General features: G+C 74.9%; 14 protein-coding genes and 1 tRNA gene. 14 read left to right on the forward strand and 1 reads right to left on the reverse strand.

Features of this window, described 5'->3' with window-relative positions:
- Positions 1 to 137 precede the first annotated feature (137 nt).
- Positions 138 to 1,418 (forward strand): AGE family epimerase/isomerase, encoded by a 1,281-nt coding sequence (locus RSE42_RS02460; protein ID WP_415297787.1) that lies wholly within the window; start codon positions 138 to 140, stop codon positions 1,416 to 1,418.
- A gap of 53 nt (positions 1,419 to 1,471) precedes the next feature.
- Complete coding sequence (locus RSE42_RS02465) at positions 1,472 to 1,663, forward strand: hypothetical protein (protein WP_114552790.1); 192 nt, start codon at positions 1,472 to 1,474, stop codon at positions 1,661 to 1,663.
- Between the two features lie 73 nt (positions 1,664 to 1,736).
- On the opposite strand, the gene RSE42_RS02470 is transcribed toward RSE42_RS02465, so the two are convergent.
- A tRNA-Gly gene (locus RSE42_RS02470) sits at positions 1,737 to 1,807 on the reverse strand.
- A 154-nt stretch (positions 1,808 to 1,961) separates the two neighbouring features.
- Between RSE42_RS02470 and RSE42_RS02475 the strand changes: the two genes are divergently transcribed.
- From RSE42_RS02475 to RSE42_RS02530, 12 genes are all read left to right on the forward strand, one after another.
- On the forward strand, positions 1,962 to 2,519 hold the full coding sequence (locus tag RSE42_RS02475) for a TM2 domain-containing protein (protein ID WP_144721380.1): 558 nt from the start codon (positions 1,962 to 1,964) through the stop codon (positions 2,517 to 2,519).
- Between the two features lie 163 nt (positions 2,520 to 2,682).
- Positions 2,683 to 3,258, forward strand: coding sequence for a dCTP deaminase (dcd, locus tag RSE42_RS02480; protein WP_034652708.1), 576 nt, complete (start codon positions 2,683 to 2,685; stop codon positions 3,256 to 3,258).
- Positions 3,259 to 3,323: 65 nt separating this feature from the next.
- Positions 3,324 to 4,394 (forward strand): hypothetical protein, encoded by a 1,071-nt coding sequence (locus tag RSE42_RS02485; RefSeq protein WP_034652706.1) that lies wholly within the window; start codon positions 3,324 to 3,326, stop codon positions 4,392 to 4,394.
- A 195-nt stretch (positions 4,395 to 4,589) separates the two neighbouring features.
- Positions 4,590 to 7,649 carry a Na+/H+ antiporter subunit A gene (locus tag RSE42_RS02490; RefSeq protein ID WP_415297788.1) on the forward strand — a complete coding sequence of 1,020 codons (3,060 nt, stop codon included), beginning with the start codon at positions 4,590 to 4,592 and terminating at the stop codon, positions 7,647 to 7,649.
- Positions 7,646 to 8,266: a Na(+)/H(+) antiporter subunit C gene (locus RSE42_RS02495; RefSeq protein ID WP_128082744.1), complete on the forward strand. Its 621-nt coding sequence runs from the start codon at positions 7,646 to 7,648 to the stop codon at positions 8,264 to 8,266. Before RSE42_RS02490 ends, RSE42_RS02495 begins: the two co-directional genes overlap by 4 nt.
- A complete protein-coding gene (locus RSE42_RS02500; RefSeq protein ID WP_034652703.1) occupies positions 8,263 to 9,861 on the forward strand; it encodes a Na+/H+ antiporter subunit D in 1,599 nt (532 codons plus the stop codon). The genes RSE42_RS02495 and RSE42_RS02500 overlap by 4 nt, the downstream gene beginning before the upstream one ends.
- On the forward strand, positions 9,858 to 10,457 hold the full coding sequence (locus RSE42_RS02505) for a Na+/H+ antiporter subunit E (protein ID WP_415297789.1): 600 nt from the start codon (positions 9,858 to 9,860) through the stop codon (positions 10,455 to 10,457). Before RSE42_RS02500 ends, RSE42_RS02505 begins: the two co-directional genes overlap by 4 nt.
- A complete protein-coding gene (locus tag RSE42_RS02510; protein WP_076403690.1) occupies positions 10,454 to 10,861 on the forward strand; it encodes a monovalent cation/H+ antiporter complex subunit F in 408 nt (135 codons plus the stop codon). Before RSE42_RS02505 ends, RSE42_RS02510 begins: the two co-directional genes overlap by 4 nt.
- Positions 10,861 to 11,364, forward strand: coding sequence for a monovalent cation/H(+) antiporter subunit G (gene mnhG / locus RSE42_RS02515; protein WP_081895835.1), 504 nt, complete (start codon positions 10,861 to 10,863; stop codon positions 11,362 to 11,364). Before RSE42_RS02510 ends, mnhG begins: the two co-directional genes overlap by 1 nt.
- Before the next feature lie 141 nt (positions 11,365 to 11,505).
- Positions 11,506 to 12,498 (forward strand): cation diffusion facilitator family transporter, encoded by a 993-nt coding sequence (locus tag RSE42_RS02520; protein ID WP_081600373.1) that lies wholly within the window; start codon positions 11,506 to 11,508, stop codon positions 12,496 to 12,498.
- 84 nt (positions 12,499 to 12,582) lie between these two features.
- Positions 12,583 to 13,599: a CAP domain-containing protein gene (locus RSE42_RS02525; RefSeq protein ID WP_415297790.1), complete on the forward strand. Its 1,017-nt coding sequence runs from the start codon at positions 12,583 to 12,585 to the stop codon at positions 13,597 to 13,599.
- Positions 13,600 to 13,857: 258 nt separating this feature from the next.
- On the forward strand, positions 13,858 to 14,283 hold the full coding sequence (locus RSE42_RS02530) for a DoxX family membrane protein (protein WP_232322637.1): 426 nt from the start codon (positions 13,858 to 13,860) through the stop codon (positions 14,281 to 14,283).
- Positions 14,284 to 14,297 lie beyond the last annotated feature (14 nt).

Consider the following 14,297-nt stretch of genomic DNA (forward strand, 5'->3'; position numbering starts at 1 on the left):
CCCCGCCCCGCGTCCGACCGGGGTGAGGCAGGCATGCACCACCGGCGGTGCCCCGGGATGATCGTCCCGGGGCACCGCGCCGTACGGGCACCGCGCCCGGTGCGGCGCCACGCACCCAGCACGAGAAGGACCGAGAGATGACCGAGCACCCGACCGAGCAGCCCACGCCAGCGACCGACCTGCGGGGCTGGCGTCGCGAGCAGCTCGCCGACCTGCTGCGCTTCGGCGAGGCGTCGCTGCGCGCGGACGGCGCCGCGCAGTGGCTCGACGACGACGGGCGCCCCGACCTGTCGCAGCCGGTGCACACGTGGATCACGTCGCGCATGGCGCACGTCTACGCGTTCGCGTCGCTCCTCGGCGCGCCGGGTGCGGGGGAGCGGGCCGACGCCGCGCTGCACGGGCTGCGGGCGGTGCTCGTCGACGCCGAGAACGGCGGCTGGGTCTCCTCGCGCGGCCCCGCGCGGCGCCCGGGCGACGGCCACGACCCGGCGGAGGGCGAGGCCGTCCCGGTGGACGGGACGAAGAGCGCCTACGCGCACGCGTTCGTGGTGCTCGCCGCGGCGTCGGGCACGATCGCGGGCCGCGAGGGCGCGCGCGAGCTGCTCGACGCGGCGCTCGCCGTGCTCGACGAGCGGTTCTGGGAGCCCGGGCCGCGGATGCACGCCGACGAGTGGTCGCGCGACTGGACCGTGCTCGACGAGTACCGCGGCGTCAACGCGAACATGCACTCCGTCGAGGCGCTCCTCGCCGCGCACGACGCGACGGGCGACCCCGAGTGGCTCGCGCGCGCGGCGTCGGTCGCGGACCGCGTCGTGGGGTGGGCGCGCGAGAACGACTGGCGCATCCCCGAGCACTTCGACGCCGGCTGGAACCCCCTGCCGGACTACAACGCGGACCGCCCCCGCGACCCCTTCAAGCCCTACGGGTCGACGCCGGGCCACGGCCTGGAGTGGGCACGCCTGCTGCTCCAGGTCGACGTCGCGGCCGGGACGCCCGGCGCCCGCACCGACGCCGCGGTCGCACTCTTCGACCGGGCCGTCGCGGACGGCTGGGACGGCGAGCACGGCGGCGGCTTCGTGTACACGGTCGACTGGTCGGGCACGCCGGTCGAGCCCCGGCGCTACCACTGGGTCGCCGCGGAGGCCGTCGCGGCCGCCGACGTGCTGGGCCGCGTCACGGGCGACCCCCGGTTCGCCGAGGCCGCCGCGGGCTGGTGGGAGTGGATCGACGCGCACCTCGTCGACCACGAGCGCGGGTCGTGGCACCACGAGCTCGACACCGCCAACCGGCCCGACGGCGTCACGTGGGTCGGCAAGCCCGACGTCTACCACGCGGCCCAGGCCGTGATCCTCCCCGACCTGCCGCTCACCGGCTCCCTCGCCGCCTCGGCCAAGGCCGCGGGCAGCATCCTGGGCTGACGCCCGGGCCTCGGACCGCCGAGGCCGGGGTCGCGCGCCACGTCACCGTCGCCGTGGCGCGCGACCTCGGGCTCGGCGACGACACCCCCATCAAGAGTTGTCTTCTTGCTGGGGGTTCGGTGTTCGTCGGGAGCGTCCCGTGGCACGCCCGCACGCCCTTCGCCGCGCGTGACGTCGCCGCCGAGGGCGATCCGCGCCTGTCCCGGGTGTGGACGGCAGACGATCTGCTGGCGGCATGGCCGTGACGAAGCGCGTCGGGCCTGTGGCCCACGACGACGAGAGCCCCGCACCGGACCGGTGCGGGGCTCTCGCAGGCTGAGCGGGTGACGGGAATCGAACCCGCGCTATCAGCTTGGGAAGCTGAAGTTCTACCATTGAACTACACCCGCGCGGCGCCGGTGGCGTCCGCCCCGGGCCCTCTGGGAGGATCCTCGGCGAACCAGCGCGCGACCCGATCATAGCGGACGACGCCGGTGATGCCAGAACCGCCCGCACCACGACCAGTCCCGCGCCGACGAGCGGCGCGCCGCCCGAGGAGCCGCCTTGTCCGAGAACCCGTACCAGCAGCAGCCCGAGCCGTCGCAGGGGAGCACCGCCCCCGGTGACCCGGTCTACGGTGGCTCCGCCACGCCGTCGGGCCCGGCGCCGGGCTACGGCCAGCAGCCCGGGGCCGGTGACGCGTACGGCCAGCAGGCGTACGGGACGCCGAGCGCCCCCGACTACGGCCAGCAGGCGCCCGGCCAGGGCTACGGCTCCGCCCCGCAGCAGAGCTACGCCCAGCAGCCGGGCTACGCGCAGCCCGGCGCCTACGGCCAGCCCGGCGCGTACGGCCAGCCCGGCTACGACCCGGCGTACGACCCCCAGGCGAAGTCGCGTCTCGCCGCGGGCCTGCTCGGCATCCTCGTCGGCAGCCTCGGGATCCACCGCTTCTACCTCGGGTACACCGGCATCGGCCTGACGATGCTGCTCGTGTCGGTGCTGTCTTTCGGGTTCGCGGCGCCGGTGATCGCGATCTGGGGCCTCGTGGAGGGCATTCTCTACCTGACCTCGAAGACGGGCTACTACTCCGTGGACTCGACGGGCCGTCCGCTGCGCGCCTGACCTCCCGTCCGCGGGCGGGGGCCGCGCCGCCTCGACGACGAGCCGGCGCGGCCCCGCGCCCGACGGCGCCCGGCACCCGCTGATCCAGGGCGCCGGTCCAGGGCACCGATCCACGGTGCGGAGCCCGGTCCGGGCACGCTCCGGCGTCGGCTAGCGTGGGCCCGTGCTGCTCTCCGACCGCGACATCCGGGCCGAGCTCGACGCCGGCCGCGTCCAGCTCGAGCCGTACGACCCGGCGATGCTCCAGCCGTCGAGCATCGACGTGCGCCTCGACCGGTTCTTCCGGCTGTTCGACAACCACAAGTACCCGTTCATCGACCCGTCGCAGGACCAGCCCGACCTCACGCGGCTCGTCGAGGTCGACCCGGCCGAGCCGTTCGTGCTCCACCCCGGGGAGTTCGTGCTCGGGTCCACGTTCGAGACGGTCACGCTGCCCGACGACGTGGCGGCGCGCCTCGAGGGCAAGTCGAGCCTGGGCCGTCTGGGCCTCCTCACGCACTCCACGGCGGGGTTCATCGACCCGGGCTTCTCCGGGCACGTGACGCTCGAGCTGAGCAACGTGGCGACGCTGCCGATCACGCTGTGGCCGGGCATGAAGATCGGCCAGCTGTGCTTCTTCCGGCTGTCCTCGCCCGCCGACAACCCGTACGGCTCCAGCGTCTACGGCTCCCGCTACCAGGGCCAGCGCGGCCCGACGGCCTCCCGCTCGTGGCAGAACTTCCACCGCACCGACGTCTGAGCGCGGCTCGCCGCGTCGGACGCCGCTCGACCCCGCAGGACCCGAGGACCGGAGGACCGCACCGCATGAGCCCGCTCCCGCCCCTGCCGCACCCCGCCGGGCCCGGCGCTGCGCAGTCCTACCAGGCGCGGCACGTGCTGGGGCTGCCCGCCGACGTCCTCGTGGACGAGGTCGAGACGCTCGCGCTCTCGCGGTTCGCGGGCGCGCGCTGGGACGTCGCGCCGGAGGGCACCGAGCCCCTCGTGCCGCCTGCGCGCACCGCGCGGCCGGGCGAGCCGGGCGTCCTGCGCACGTCGCGCCACACGACGCTCACCGGTCCGTACGCGGGCCCCGGCTCGGGCGTGCCGGGCACCGCGCTCGTGTTCGACGTCGTCTGCCCCCGCGAGCGCGGGGACGTCCCCTACCCGGGCGGCGGGGACCGGGACGGCGTCGGGCGCGCGTTCCCCGGCGGCCTGCCGGTCCGGGAGGAGGAGCGCGTGGTCGCGTTCCTCGTCGCGGCGGCGCGCCGCCTCGGCGGGTCGGTCCGGACCGACGTCGGCAACCCGGCGGGGGCGGGCGTCGTCCTCACGCCGGACCCGGGCGTCGCGGTCGACATGACGCTGTACTCGGACGTGTGGCTCGACCCGCACGCCGCGCTCGCGCTCGTCGGACGGCTCCACCCCCGCACGCGGCTCGCGACGGAGGGCAAGCCGTACGAGGGGCCGCCGAAGGGCATCGCGGAGCTGCCGCTCTACCCGGGCGAGAAGATGGACCCCGAGCTGCGGCGAGCGCTGCACGCCGCGGCGGACGACGTCGACATCAAGGCGCTGACCACCGGTGCGGTGCTCGACGGGTACGGCCTCCTCGTCGACCTGGGCATGGACGGGCTCGTCGCGGTCGAGGTCGGCGGCGAGGAGGCGCTGCCCCTCCTGCTGCGCGGGCTGCCGTGGACGGTGGGGGGCGCGGTGAGCTACCGCGTGCGCTGGGAGCCGCAGGACCTCGCGGAGTCCCAGCGGGAGCAGCCCTCGCTCGACCACCAGATCGCGCGCAAGCGCGCCGCGGAGGTGGTCACGCAGGTCACGCGCACGCTGCACCAGGCGGTCGGCGGGGAGATCGCGGACGAGGCGGAGTTCCTCGTGGACCCCGAGGATCTGTGACGGCCGACTGAGGAATCGGTCACGGACGGGGCTACGGGCGCCCCGCACGGCTGAGGAGTCGGTAAAATGGTTCTCGGCCCGGCCTCGTCGGCGCCGTGAACTGTCGTGCCCTGCGGCTTCCCCCCGCCCGGGCGCGGCGATGACAAGTCCAGCAAGAACTTCGCCCACCCGCCCCCGACCCGGACGGAGCGGCCCGTGCTCTACGTGCTCCTTGCCCATCTCGTGATGGCACTGGGCGCGCCTGCACTCGTCTCGTTCCTCGGCCGCCGGGCGTTCCTCGTCATGGCGCTCGCGCCGGCGTCCGCGGCGGCCTACGCGCTCGCCTGGACCGACCGCGTGATGTCGGGGGAGCACCCGACGCAGGTCATCGAGTGGGTGCCCGGGCTGGGGCTCGAGCTCGCCTTCCGCATGGACACGCTGTCGTGGCTCATGCTGCTGCTCGTCGGCGGCGTGGGCGCCCTCGTCCTCGTCTACTGCTCGGCCTACTTCTCGCCCACCGCGCAGGGCCTGCGGCGGTTCGGCGGCGTCCTCACCGCGTTCGCGGGGGCGATGGTCGGGCTCGTCACCGCGGACGACATGCTGCTCCTGTTCGTGTTCTGGGAGCTCACGACCGTCTTCTCGTACCTGCTGATCGGCCACTACGCCGACCGCAAGGCGAGCCGTCGTGCCGCCATGCAGGCGATCATCCTCACCACCGCGGGCGGCCTCGCCATGCTCGTGGGGGTCGTGATCCTCGGCGTCCAGGGCGGGACGTTCCGCATGTCCGAGATCATCGCGGACCCCCCGACGGGCGGCGCCGTGACCGCCGCGATCGTCTGCCTCCTCGTGGGCGCGGCGAGCAAGTCCGCGCTCATCCCGCTGCACTTCTGGCTGCCTGCCGCGATGGCGGCGCCCACGCCGGTGAGCGCCTACCTGCACGCGGCCGCGATGGTCAAGGCCGGTGTCTACCTCGTCGCGCGCTTCGCGCCCGCCTACTCGGACACGACGGTCTGGCGCACGCTCGTCGTCGTGCTCGGCGCGGGCACGCTGCTCGTGGGCGGCTACCGCGCGCTGCGGCAGTACGACCTCAAGCTCGTCCTCGCGTTCGGCACCGTGAGCCAGCTCGGCCTCATCATCCTGCTCGTGGGCCTCGGGACGCGTGGGGCCGCGCTCGCCGGGCTCGCGATGATCGGCGCGCACGCGATGTTCAAGGCCTCGCTGTTCCTCGTCGTCGGCGTGGTCGACGCCGCGGCCGGCACGCGCGACCTGCGCCGCCTCACGGGCGTGGGCAAGGCCCTGCCGTGGACCGCGGTCGCGGGCGGGCTGGCCACCGCGTCGATGATCGGCCTGCCGCCGTTCGCCGGGTACGTCGCGAAGGAGGCGGCGCTCGAGTCGCTCCTGCACGGCGAGGGGCCGGTGTGGGTCGACACGGTCGTGCTGTGGTCGGTCGTCGTCGGCTCGATGTTCACGGTCGCGTACGGCCTGCGCTTCTGGTGGGGCGCGTTCGCGTCCAAGCCGCACCTCGGCCGGTCGCCCGCGCGCGCCAACGCGCACGAGAAGGCGTGGGGCGTCGGCGCCGCGCGCCGCCCCGCCGTCGAGGCCGAGGAGCCGCCGATCGACCCGGCGCGCATCCACCGCCAGCCGTTCCTGCTCGTGGGCCCGGCCGTCGTGCTCGCGGTCCTCGGCCTCGCGACGGCGCTCGTGCCGCACTTCGGCGAGGACCTCCTCGCCCCGTACGCGGACACGTACCCCGTCGGCGAGCCCGGGCACCTCGTCCTGTGGGCCGGCCTCACGCCCGCGCTCGCGCTGACGGTCCTCGTGCTCGCGGTCGGCGTCGCGCTGTTCTGGCAGCGGTCGCGCGTCGAGCGGTTCCAGGCGTCGCTGTGGACGGGGCCCGAGGCCGACGTCACGTACCGCAAGGTCATGCGCAAGCTCGACGACCTGGCCGCCGACGTCACGGCCGTCACCCAGCGTGGTTCGCTCCCGTTCTACCTCGGCGCGATCCTCGTGGTCCTCGTGCTCGGCCCGGGCGTCGTCATGGTCGCGCAGACCGCGTGGCCCGAGCAGCTCCGGGCCTGGGACCGTCCCGCGCAGCTCGTCGCCGTCGCCGCGATCTGCATCGCCTCGGTGCTCGCCGCGCGCTCGCGCCGCCGGCTCAAGGCCGTGATCCTCGTCGGGATCGCGGGGTACGGCAACGCCGTCCTCTTCCTCCTGCACGGCGCGCCCGACCTCGCGCTCACGCAGGTCCTCGTCGAGACGATCACGCTCGTCGTCATGGTGCTCGTGCTGCGGCGCCTGCCCGCGTACTTCTCGAACCGGCCGCTCGCGGCGAGCCGGTGGGTCCGCCTGGGGATCGGCCTCGCGGTGGCCGTCGTCATGATGGGCTTCGCGCTCGTCGCGCCGCTCGCGCGCGTCGCGACGCCCATCTCGGTGGACTTCCCGGCCGAGGCCTACGAGTTCGGGCACGGCAAGAACATCGTCAACGTGACCCTCGTGGACATCCGCGCGTGGGACACGATGGGCGAGATCTCCGTCCTCCTGGCCGCCGCGACGGGCGTCGCGTCGCTCGTGTTCCTGCGCTCGCGCAGCGGCGAGATCCTGCGCGCGTCGGGAGCCCGGCCCGCGACCACGGCCAGCGGCTCCGGCGTCTGGAGCGACACCGACGACCCGGGTGCCGCGCTGCGCCGCCGCGGGGTCACGGAGAAGGACCAGCCGCGCATGCTCGTGTGGCTGAGCGCCGGGCGCACCCTCGCGCCCCAACGCCGCTCGGTGATCTTCGAGGTCGTCACGCGCGTGCTGTTCCACGCCATGATCGTCTTCGCGCTCTTCCTGCTGTTCTCCGGCCACAACGCGCCGGGCGGCGGGTTCGCGGCGGGGCTCGTCGTCGGCATCGCGCTCATCGTGCGCTACCTCGCGGGCGGGCGGTACGAGCTCGGCGAGGCCGCGCCCGTCCACCCCGGTCTGCTCCTCGGGACGGGCCTGTTCCTGTCCGCGGGCGTGGGTCTCGTCGCGTTCCTGCTCACCGGCAACGTGCTCGGCAGCGAGGCCTACGACCTCGCGCTCCCGCTCGTCGGGGAGATACACCTCGTGACGTCGCTGTTCTTCGACGTCGGCGTGTTCCTCGTCGTCGTGGGGCTCGTCCTCGACATCCTGCGCACGCTCGGCGCCGAGATCGACCGGCACGCGGAACGCGCCGCCGCGGGCCGCGAGCCCGGCGAGGACACGGGGCCGTTCGAGGCCATGGAGCCCGACTCGATCGGAGGTGGCCGCCGGTGAACGTCATCGACATGACGCCCAGCGTCGTCCTCGTCCTCGCGATCGGCGTGCTGTTCGCCGCGGGCGTCTACCTGCTCCTCGAGCGGAGCCTCACGCGCGTCCTGCTCGGGTTCATCCTCATGGGGAACGGCGCCAACCTGCTCTTCCTCGTCGCGGGCGGACGCGCCGGGGGCGCGCCGCTCATCGGCACGACGCCCGAGGAGGACATGAGCGACCCGCTCGTCCAGGCGATGGTCCTCACGGCCATCGTCATCACGCTCGGCATCACGGCGTTCGTGCTCGCGATGGCCTACCGCTCGTGGCAGCTCCACGGCCACGACGAGGTGCAGGACGACCTCGAGGACCGCCGCGTCGCGCGGCACGCCGCGCGCAACGCGCCCGCGTTCGAGGACGCGGACACGGAGGAGAGCGGCGCCACCCTGGACGACGAGGCCGCCCAGGTCCGCGACGAGACCGACGGCGACGGCGACGGCGTCACGGACGGCGAGGAACCGCCGTCGGGCCCTGCGGGGCAGGACGCCGGGGACGCCACGGACGGCCGCACCGGCGGCTCCGACGCCCGGGACGACGACGCACGACCTGACGACCGACGGACCGACGGGAAGGAGCCGCGATGAGCCTCACCGCCGCGGCCCTCGTCCCGCTCCCCGTCGTCCTGCCGCTCGTCGCGGCCGGCCTCGCGCTCGCGCTCTGGCGCCACCCACGCGCCCAGCGGATCATCACCGTGGCCGCGCTCGCGCTCGTCCTCGCGGCGTCCGTCGGCCTCCTGGTCGCGGCCGACTCGGGGCCGATCGTCGTCGACGTCGGCGGCTGGGCGGCGCCGGTCGGGATCGACCTCGTCGCGGACCGGCTCTCGTCGCTCATGCTCGTGGTGTCGAGCTTCGTCATGCTGTGCGTCCTGCTGTACTCGCTCGCGCAGGGCGTGGCGGACGGCGACGAGGAGGCGCCGGTCGCCATCTACCACCCGACGTTCATGGTGCTCGCGGCGGGCGTGTTCAACGCGTTCCTCTCGGGCGACCTGTTCAACCTCTACGTCGGGTTCGAGATCTTCCTCGCCGCGAGCTACGTGCTCCTCACGCTCGGCGGCACGGGTGAGCGCATCCGCGCCGGGTCGATCTACGTGGTCGTGGCGCTGCTCTCCTCGATCGTCTTCCTCGTCGCGATCGCGCTGACCTACGCCGCGACCGGCACGGTCAACCTCGCCCAGCTCTCGGAGCGGTACGCGGAGATCGACCCGGGGACGGCGCTCGCGATCCAGCTCCTGCTGCTGCTCGCGTTCGGCATCAAGGCGGCGATCTTCCCGCTGTCCGCGTGGCTGCCCGACTCCTACCCGACGGCGCCCGCTCCCGTCACCGCGGTCTTCGCGGGCCTGCTCACCAAGGTGGGCGTCTACGCGATCATCCGCACGCAGACGCTGCTCTTCCCCGAGGACAGCGTCGTCGACGACGTCCTCATGTGGCTCGCGCTGCTGACCATGGTCGTGGGCATCCTCGGCGCCGTCGCGCAGAACGACATCAAGCGACTGCTGTCGTTCACGCTCGTGAGCCACATCGGCTACATGATCTTCGGCATCGCGCTCGCGTCCGAGCCGGGCATGGCGGCCGCGATCTTCTACGTGGTGCACCACATCACGGTGCAGACGACGCTGTTCCTCGTCGTCGGCCTCGTGGAACGCCGCGGCGGGTCGACGTCGCTCGACCGCCTCGGCGGGCTCGCCAAGCTCGCGCCCGGGCTGGCCATCCTGTTCTTCATCCCGGCGATGAACCTCGCGGGCATCCCGCCGCTGTCGGGCTTCCTCGGCAAGGTCGGCCTCCTCGAGGAGGGCGTCGCGCAGGGCACGCCGCTCACGTGGGCGCTCGTCGTGGGGTCCGTCGTGACGTCGCTGCTCACGCTGTACGCGATCGTCAAGGCGTGGAACAAGGCCTTCTGGCAGACGGCGCCCGTCGAGATCCCCGCGGACGCGCGCCTGCCGCGCGGCATGGTCGGCCCGGCGACGGCGCTCGTCGCGTTCGGCCTCGCGCTCACCGTGGTCGCGGGCCCGCTCTACTCGTACACCGAGCGCGCCGCCGCGACGCTGCTCGACGGCCACACGTACGTCGACGCCGTGTTCCCCGGCGACTCCGACCGGGGCCAGGGCGAGTCGAACGAGGTCGCGACGGGCGAGAGCGACGGCACGGAACCCGCGGGCACGGGCGGAGGTGCGGACGGATGAGCCTGCACCGCCGCCGCCGCGCGCTCGCCTCCGGCTGGTTCGCCCGCGTCACCACGCAGTGGCGCACCATCCTGTGGCTGACGATCGTCTGGGTCATGCTCTGGGGCGACCTGTCCGTGGGCAACGTGCTCGCGGGCGTCATCATCGGGTTCGCCGTCATCACGTTCTTCCCGCTGCCGTCGATCGCGGCGCGCGGGAAGTTCCGGCCGTGGCCGTTCCTCGTGCTCGTGGGGCGCTTCGTCTCCGACCTCATCGTCGCGTCCTTCCAGGTCAGCCTGCTCGCGCTGAACCCGCGGCACACGCCGCGCGGCGCCGTCGTGGGCGTGCGGCTGCGGAACCCGTCCGACATCTACCTGACCATCACGGCCGAGCTGTCGTCGCTCGTGCCCGGCTCGATCGTCGTCGAGGCGCACCGCCTCACCGGGATGCTCTACCTGCACGTGCTCGACGTCGAGACCGCGGGCGGCGTGGAGAAGGTCCGCGAGGACACCCTCGCGCTCGAGGCGCGCGTGCTGCACGCGTTCGCGTCGAACGACGAGCTGCGGGCCGCCGGCCTGTACGACGTCCCGTCCGCGCGAGAGGTGGCCGAGGCATGAGCGACACCGTCTACCTCGTGATCGTCGTGGTGAGCGCCGTGCTGCTCGCCGCGGGGGCGAGCCTCGCCGTCGCGCGTGCCGAGCGCGGTCCGTCGATGCTCGACCGCACGATCGCGCTCGACGTCTTCACGACGACGCTCGTCGGGGCGATCGCGCTCGAGGCCGCGTTCTCCCGGCGCACGGACACCATCCCGATCCTCGTCGTGCTCTCGCTCGTCGGGTTCGTGGGCTCGGTGACGATCGCGCGGTTCGCGTCGGTCGAGCCCGAGGACGAGGGCCGCATCCGCACGGCCGAGGAGATCGCCGCCGAGGACGCCGCCCGCCGCGAGGCCGAGGAGTCCGACCGGGACTCGGCGGTCGACGCCGAGCACCACGGCGGCGCTCCCGAGGGGGAGGTGCGCTGATGGACCCGACCACCGGCCTGTGGGACACGATCGCCGACGTCGTGTCCGCGGTCTTCCTCCTGTGCGGCGCGTTCCTCGCGTTCGCCGCGGGCGTGGGCGTCGTGCGGTTCCCCGATCTGCTGGCGCGCATGCACGCGGCGACCAAGCCCCAGGTGCTCGGGCTGATCCTCGTGCTCGCCGGCCTGAGCCTGCGGCTGCGCTCGTGGGGCGCCGTCGCGACGCTGTTCCTCGTCGTCGTGTTCCAGCTCCTCACGTCGCCCGTCGCGGCGCACATGGTCGGCCGTGCGGGCTACCGCACGGGCAAGGTGCGCACGGACCTGCTCGTCGTCGACGAGCTCACGCGCGACCAGGAGGCGGCCGAGCGCGAGGACACGGGCGAGCACGACGACGCCGACCGGCACGGCGAGCCGGGTGCCACCGGCGGGGTCGAGCTCGCCGACACGGGCGACCCCGGGCCCGACGACGCGGGTCGCCCCGCCGACGCGGAGGGCCCGGCGCGCTGACGCCGCCGCGCGCACGCACGGTGCCGGACCGGGCGCCCGGGCCGTGCGCGCCGGGCCGTGCGCGCCCGGCCCGTGCGTGCTCGACGCGTGAGCGTCCGGCCTCCGCGCGCGGGTCGTGCACGCGGCTGGTAGACCGGCAGCATGCCCGACGCCCCCATGCCCGCCCCGCCGCAGCCGGAGTCGCGCAACCCGCGCGTCGCGCGCCCGGAGGGCGGCGGCGACAGCACCGTCACGGTGATCGTCGCGTTCCTCGCGAACGCGCTCATCGCGGGCGCGAAGACGGTCGCCGCGACGGTGACCGGCTCGGCGTCGATGCTCGCGGAGGCCGTCCACTCGTGGGCGGACACGGGCAACGAGGTCTTCCTCCTCGTCGCCGACCGGCGCTCGCGCCGCCCGGCGGACACCGAGCACCCCCTCGGGTTCGGCCGCGAGGCGTACGTGTGGTCGATGTTCGCGGCGATCGGGCTGTTCGCCGTCGGGGCGGGGGTGTCGATCACGCACGGCATCCAGGAGCTGGTGCACCCGCAGCCGGCGGACGACTTCGTCGTCGCCTACGCGGTCCTCGCCCTGGCGTTCGTGCTCGAGGGGGTGTCGTTCCTGCGCGCCCGGCGGCAGGCGCGCGCCGAGGCGCAGGCCGCGGACCGCGACACCCTGCACCACGTGCTCGTCACGTCGGACCCGACGCTGCGCGCGGTGTACGCGGAGGACGCCGCCGCGCTGATCGGCCTCGTGGTCGCGTTCGGGGGCGTCCTGGCCCACCAGCTCACCGGGTCGCCCGTGCCCGACGCCGTCGGGTCGATCGTCGTCGGCCTCGTCCTCGCGGTGGTGTCCGTCGTGCTCATCGACCGCAACCGGCGGTTCCTCGTGGGGGAGGCGGCGATGCCGGCGACGCGCGCCGCGGTGCTCGCGGGCATCCGCGACCTGCCGGAGGTCGAGCGCGTCACGTACCTGCGGCTCGAGTACGTCGGGCCGCGCGCGCTGTACCTCGTGGCGAGCGTGGACCTGCGCGGCGACGAGTCCGAGACGTCCGTCGCCCGCCGGCTCGACGAGCTCGAGCGCCGGGTGACGTCCGTGCCGCTCATCGCGGGCGCGGTGTTCACGGTCTCCGCCCCGGAGGAGCCGTCGATCGTCTGACCCGGCGGCCGACCCCCGCCGTCGAACGGGCGCAGAACGGACGAAGCGGTACACATCCGTGGTCCTGATGGGTAGGGTCGAGCGATGGCCTCGCAGCGCACGCCCCGGCACCGTTCGGCGGGGGCGGCGCCCGCGCCGTCTCCCGAGCCCGCGTCCTCCGCCGCGCCCGCACGACCGCGCGGCGGTCCGTTCGCCCGGCACCTGCGGAGCGGTCCGCGCGTCGCGGTGACGACGGGCGTCGCCGCCGCCCTGCTGCTCGGCCCTCCGCTGGGCCTCACGGCCGCGACGGTGACGGGCGAGATCCGGCCCGAGAACGTGGGCCCGCTCGGCCCCGTCGTCGCGGCGCTCCCGTGGCAGGGGAGCGCGCCGCAGGAGTGGCTCGCGGGGCGCGACCCGCGCGACGACCGCGCGTCGCGCACCCTGGCCGACGCGCGCGACGACCTCCCCGCGGACGCCCCGACGGCGCCCGGTGCGCCCGGGGCCGACGACGCGCCGCCCGCGGAGACCGCGCCCGCGCCCGCGGCGACCGAGGAGCCTCCCGCCGACCCGGTGCCGACGCCCACCCCGGAGGACGTGCCGCCCGCCGAGGGCCCGGCGGACCCGGCCGGCCCGGACGGCGCGACCGCGTCGGGCCCGACGCCCGGCACCGGAACGGCCGACGGCGTCGCGCCGGCTGCCGGGACCGCCTCGGCCGCCGGGGCGGCGGCGCCCGGCGGAGCCGGTCCGGGGACGATCACGGCGGAGGGCGCGGCGGTCGTCGAGCTGACGAACGCGGAGCGGGCCGCCGCCGGGTGTGAGCCGCTCGCCGTCGACGAGCGCCTCACCGCCGCGGCGCAGCTCCACAGCGAGGACATGGACGCGCAGGGGTACATGGACCACACGAGCCTCGACGGCCGCTCGCCGTGGGACCGGGCGCACGCGCAGGGCTACCCGAACCCGGGTGCCGAGAACGTGGCGAAGGGCTACCGGACCGCCCAGGACGTCGTGCGCGGGTGGATGGACTCGCCGGGCCACCGCGCGAACATCCTCGACTGCGGCCTGCGGGAGATCGGCGTCGGGCACGCGAACGGGGCCTGGACGCAGGTCTTCGGCTGGGGCTGAGCCCCGGCCCCTCTCGGCGGCGGGCGCACCGCCCGTCCCGCGTCTCGCGGGAGCGGGGCCACGCGCGGTGAATATCGCAGGTCCGCTATCTTATCGCCGGAAAGTGGAACGCTACTGCTCGACGAGGAGTTCAGAATGGCCCCCACCGGACCCGCCGCACCGACCCCGTCCACCACCGCCCCCGCCGCGGAGGGGCCGCGGCGCGCCGCGTCCCGGCGGCTCCGCGAAGGGCTTTGCGAGCGCCTCGCCGCCTGGTCCGTGCCGGCCCTGCGGGTCGCCCTCGGCCTCGTCTTCCTCGTCTTCGGGGTGCTCAAGTTCTTCCCGGGCGCGAGCCCGGCGGAGCAGATCGTGCGCCGCACGGTCGAGGCGCTGACCTTCGGCCTCGTCGACGGCACCGCCGCCGTGGTCCTCACGGCGGTCGTCGAGACGGCGGTCGGGCTCGCGCTCCTCACCGGTCGCGCGCTGCGGGCCGGGCTCGTCGTGCTCGCCGTCACGCTGGCCGGCGTCCTCTCCCCGGTCGCGCTCTTCCCGGGCGACCTGTTCGGCGACGGCATGACCCTCATGGGTCAGTACGTGCTCAAGGACGTCGTGCTCGTCGCCGCCGCCGGGGTGGTGGCGGCGGCGACGCTCGGGGCCCGGTTCACGCTCGCGGCCGCGGAGCCGGCGCGCGCTCCGGCGGCGTGATGCCGGGCCGGTCC

Source organism: Cellulosimicrobium sp. SJTW-1 (assembly GCF_047716875.1).
GTDB classification, from domain to species: domain Bacteria; phylum Actinomycetota; class Actinomycetes; order Actinomycetales; family Cellulomonadaceae; genus Cellulosimicrobium; species Cellulosimicrobium funkei.

Coding starts and splice junctions, on each gene's coding strand:
- RSE42_RS02525 (WP_415297790.1), top strand. CDS start 12,583: ATGGCCTCGCAGCGCACGCCCCGGCACCGTTCGGCGGGGGCGGCGCCC.
- RSE42_RS02485 (WP_034652706.1), top strand. CDS start 3,324: ATGAGCCCGCTCCCGCCCCTGCCGCACCCCGCCGGGCCCGGCGCTGCG.
- RSE42_RS02510 (WP_076403690.1), top strand. CDS start 10,454: ATGAGCGACACCGTCTACCTCGTGATCGTCGTGGTGAGCGCCGTGCTG.
- mnhG (WP_081895835.1), top strand. CDS start 10,861: ATGGACCCGACCACCGGCCTGTGGGACACGATCGCCGACGTCGTGTCC.
- RSE42_RS02500 (WP_034652703.1), top strand. CDS start 8,263: ATGAGCCTCACCGCCGCGGCCCTCGTCCCGCTCCCCGTCGTCCTGCCG.
- RSE42_RS02520 (WP_081600373.1), top strand. CDS start 11,506: ATGCCCGACGCCCCCATGCCCGCCCCGCCGCAGCCGGAGTCGCGCAAC.
- RSE42_RS02460 (WP_415297787.1), top strand. CDS start 138: ATGACCGAGCACCCGACCGAGCAGCCCACGCCAGCGACCGACCTGCGG.
- RSE42_RS02505 (WP_415297789.1), top strand. CDS start 9,858: ATGAGCCTGCACCGCCGCCGCCGCGCGCTCGCCTCCGGCTGGTTCGCC.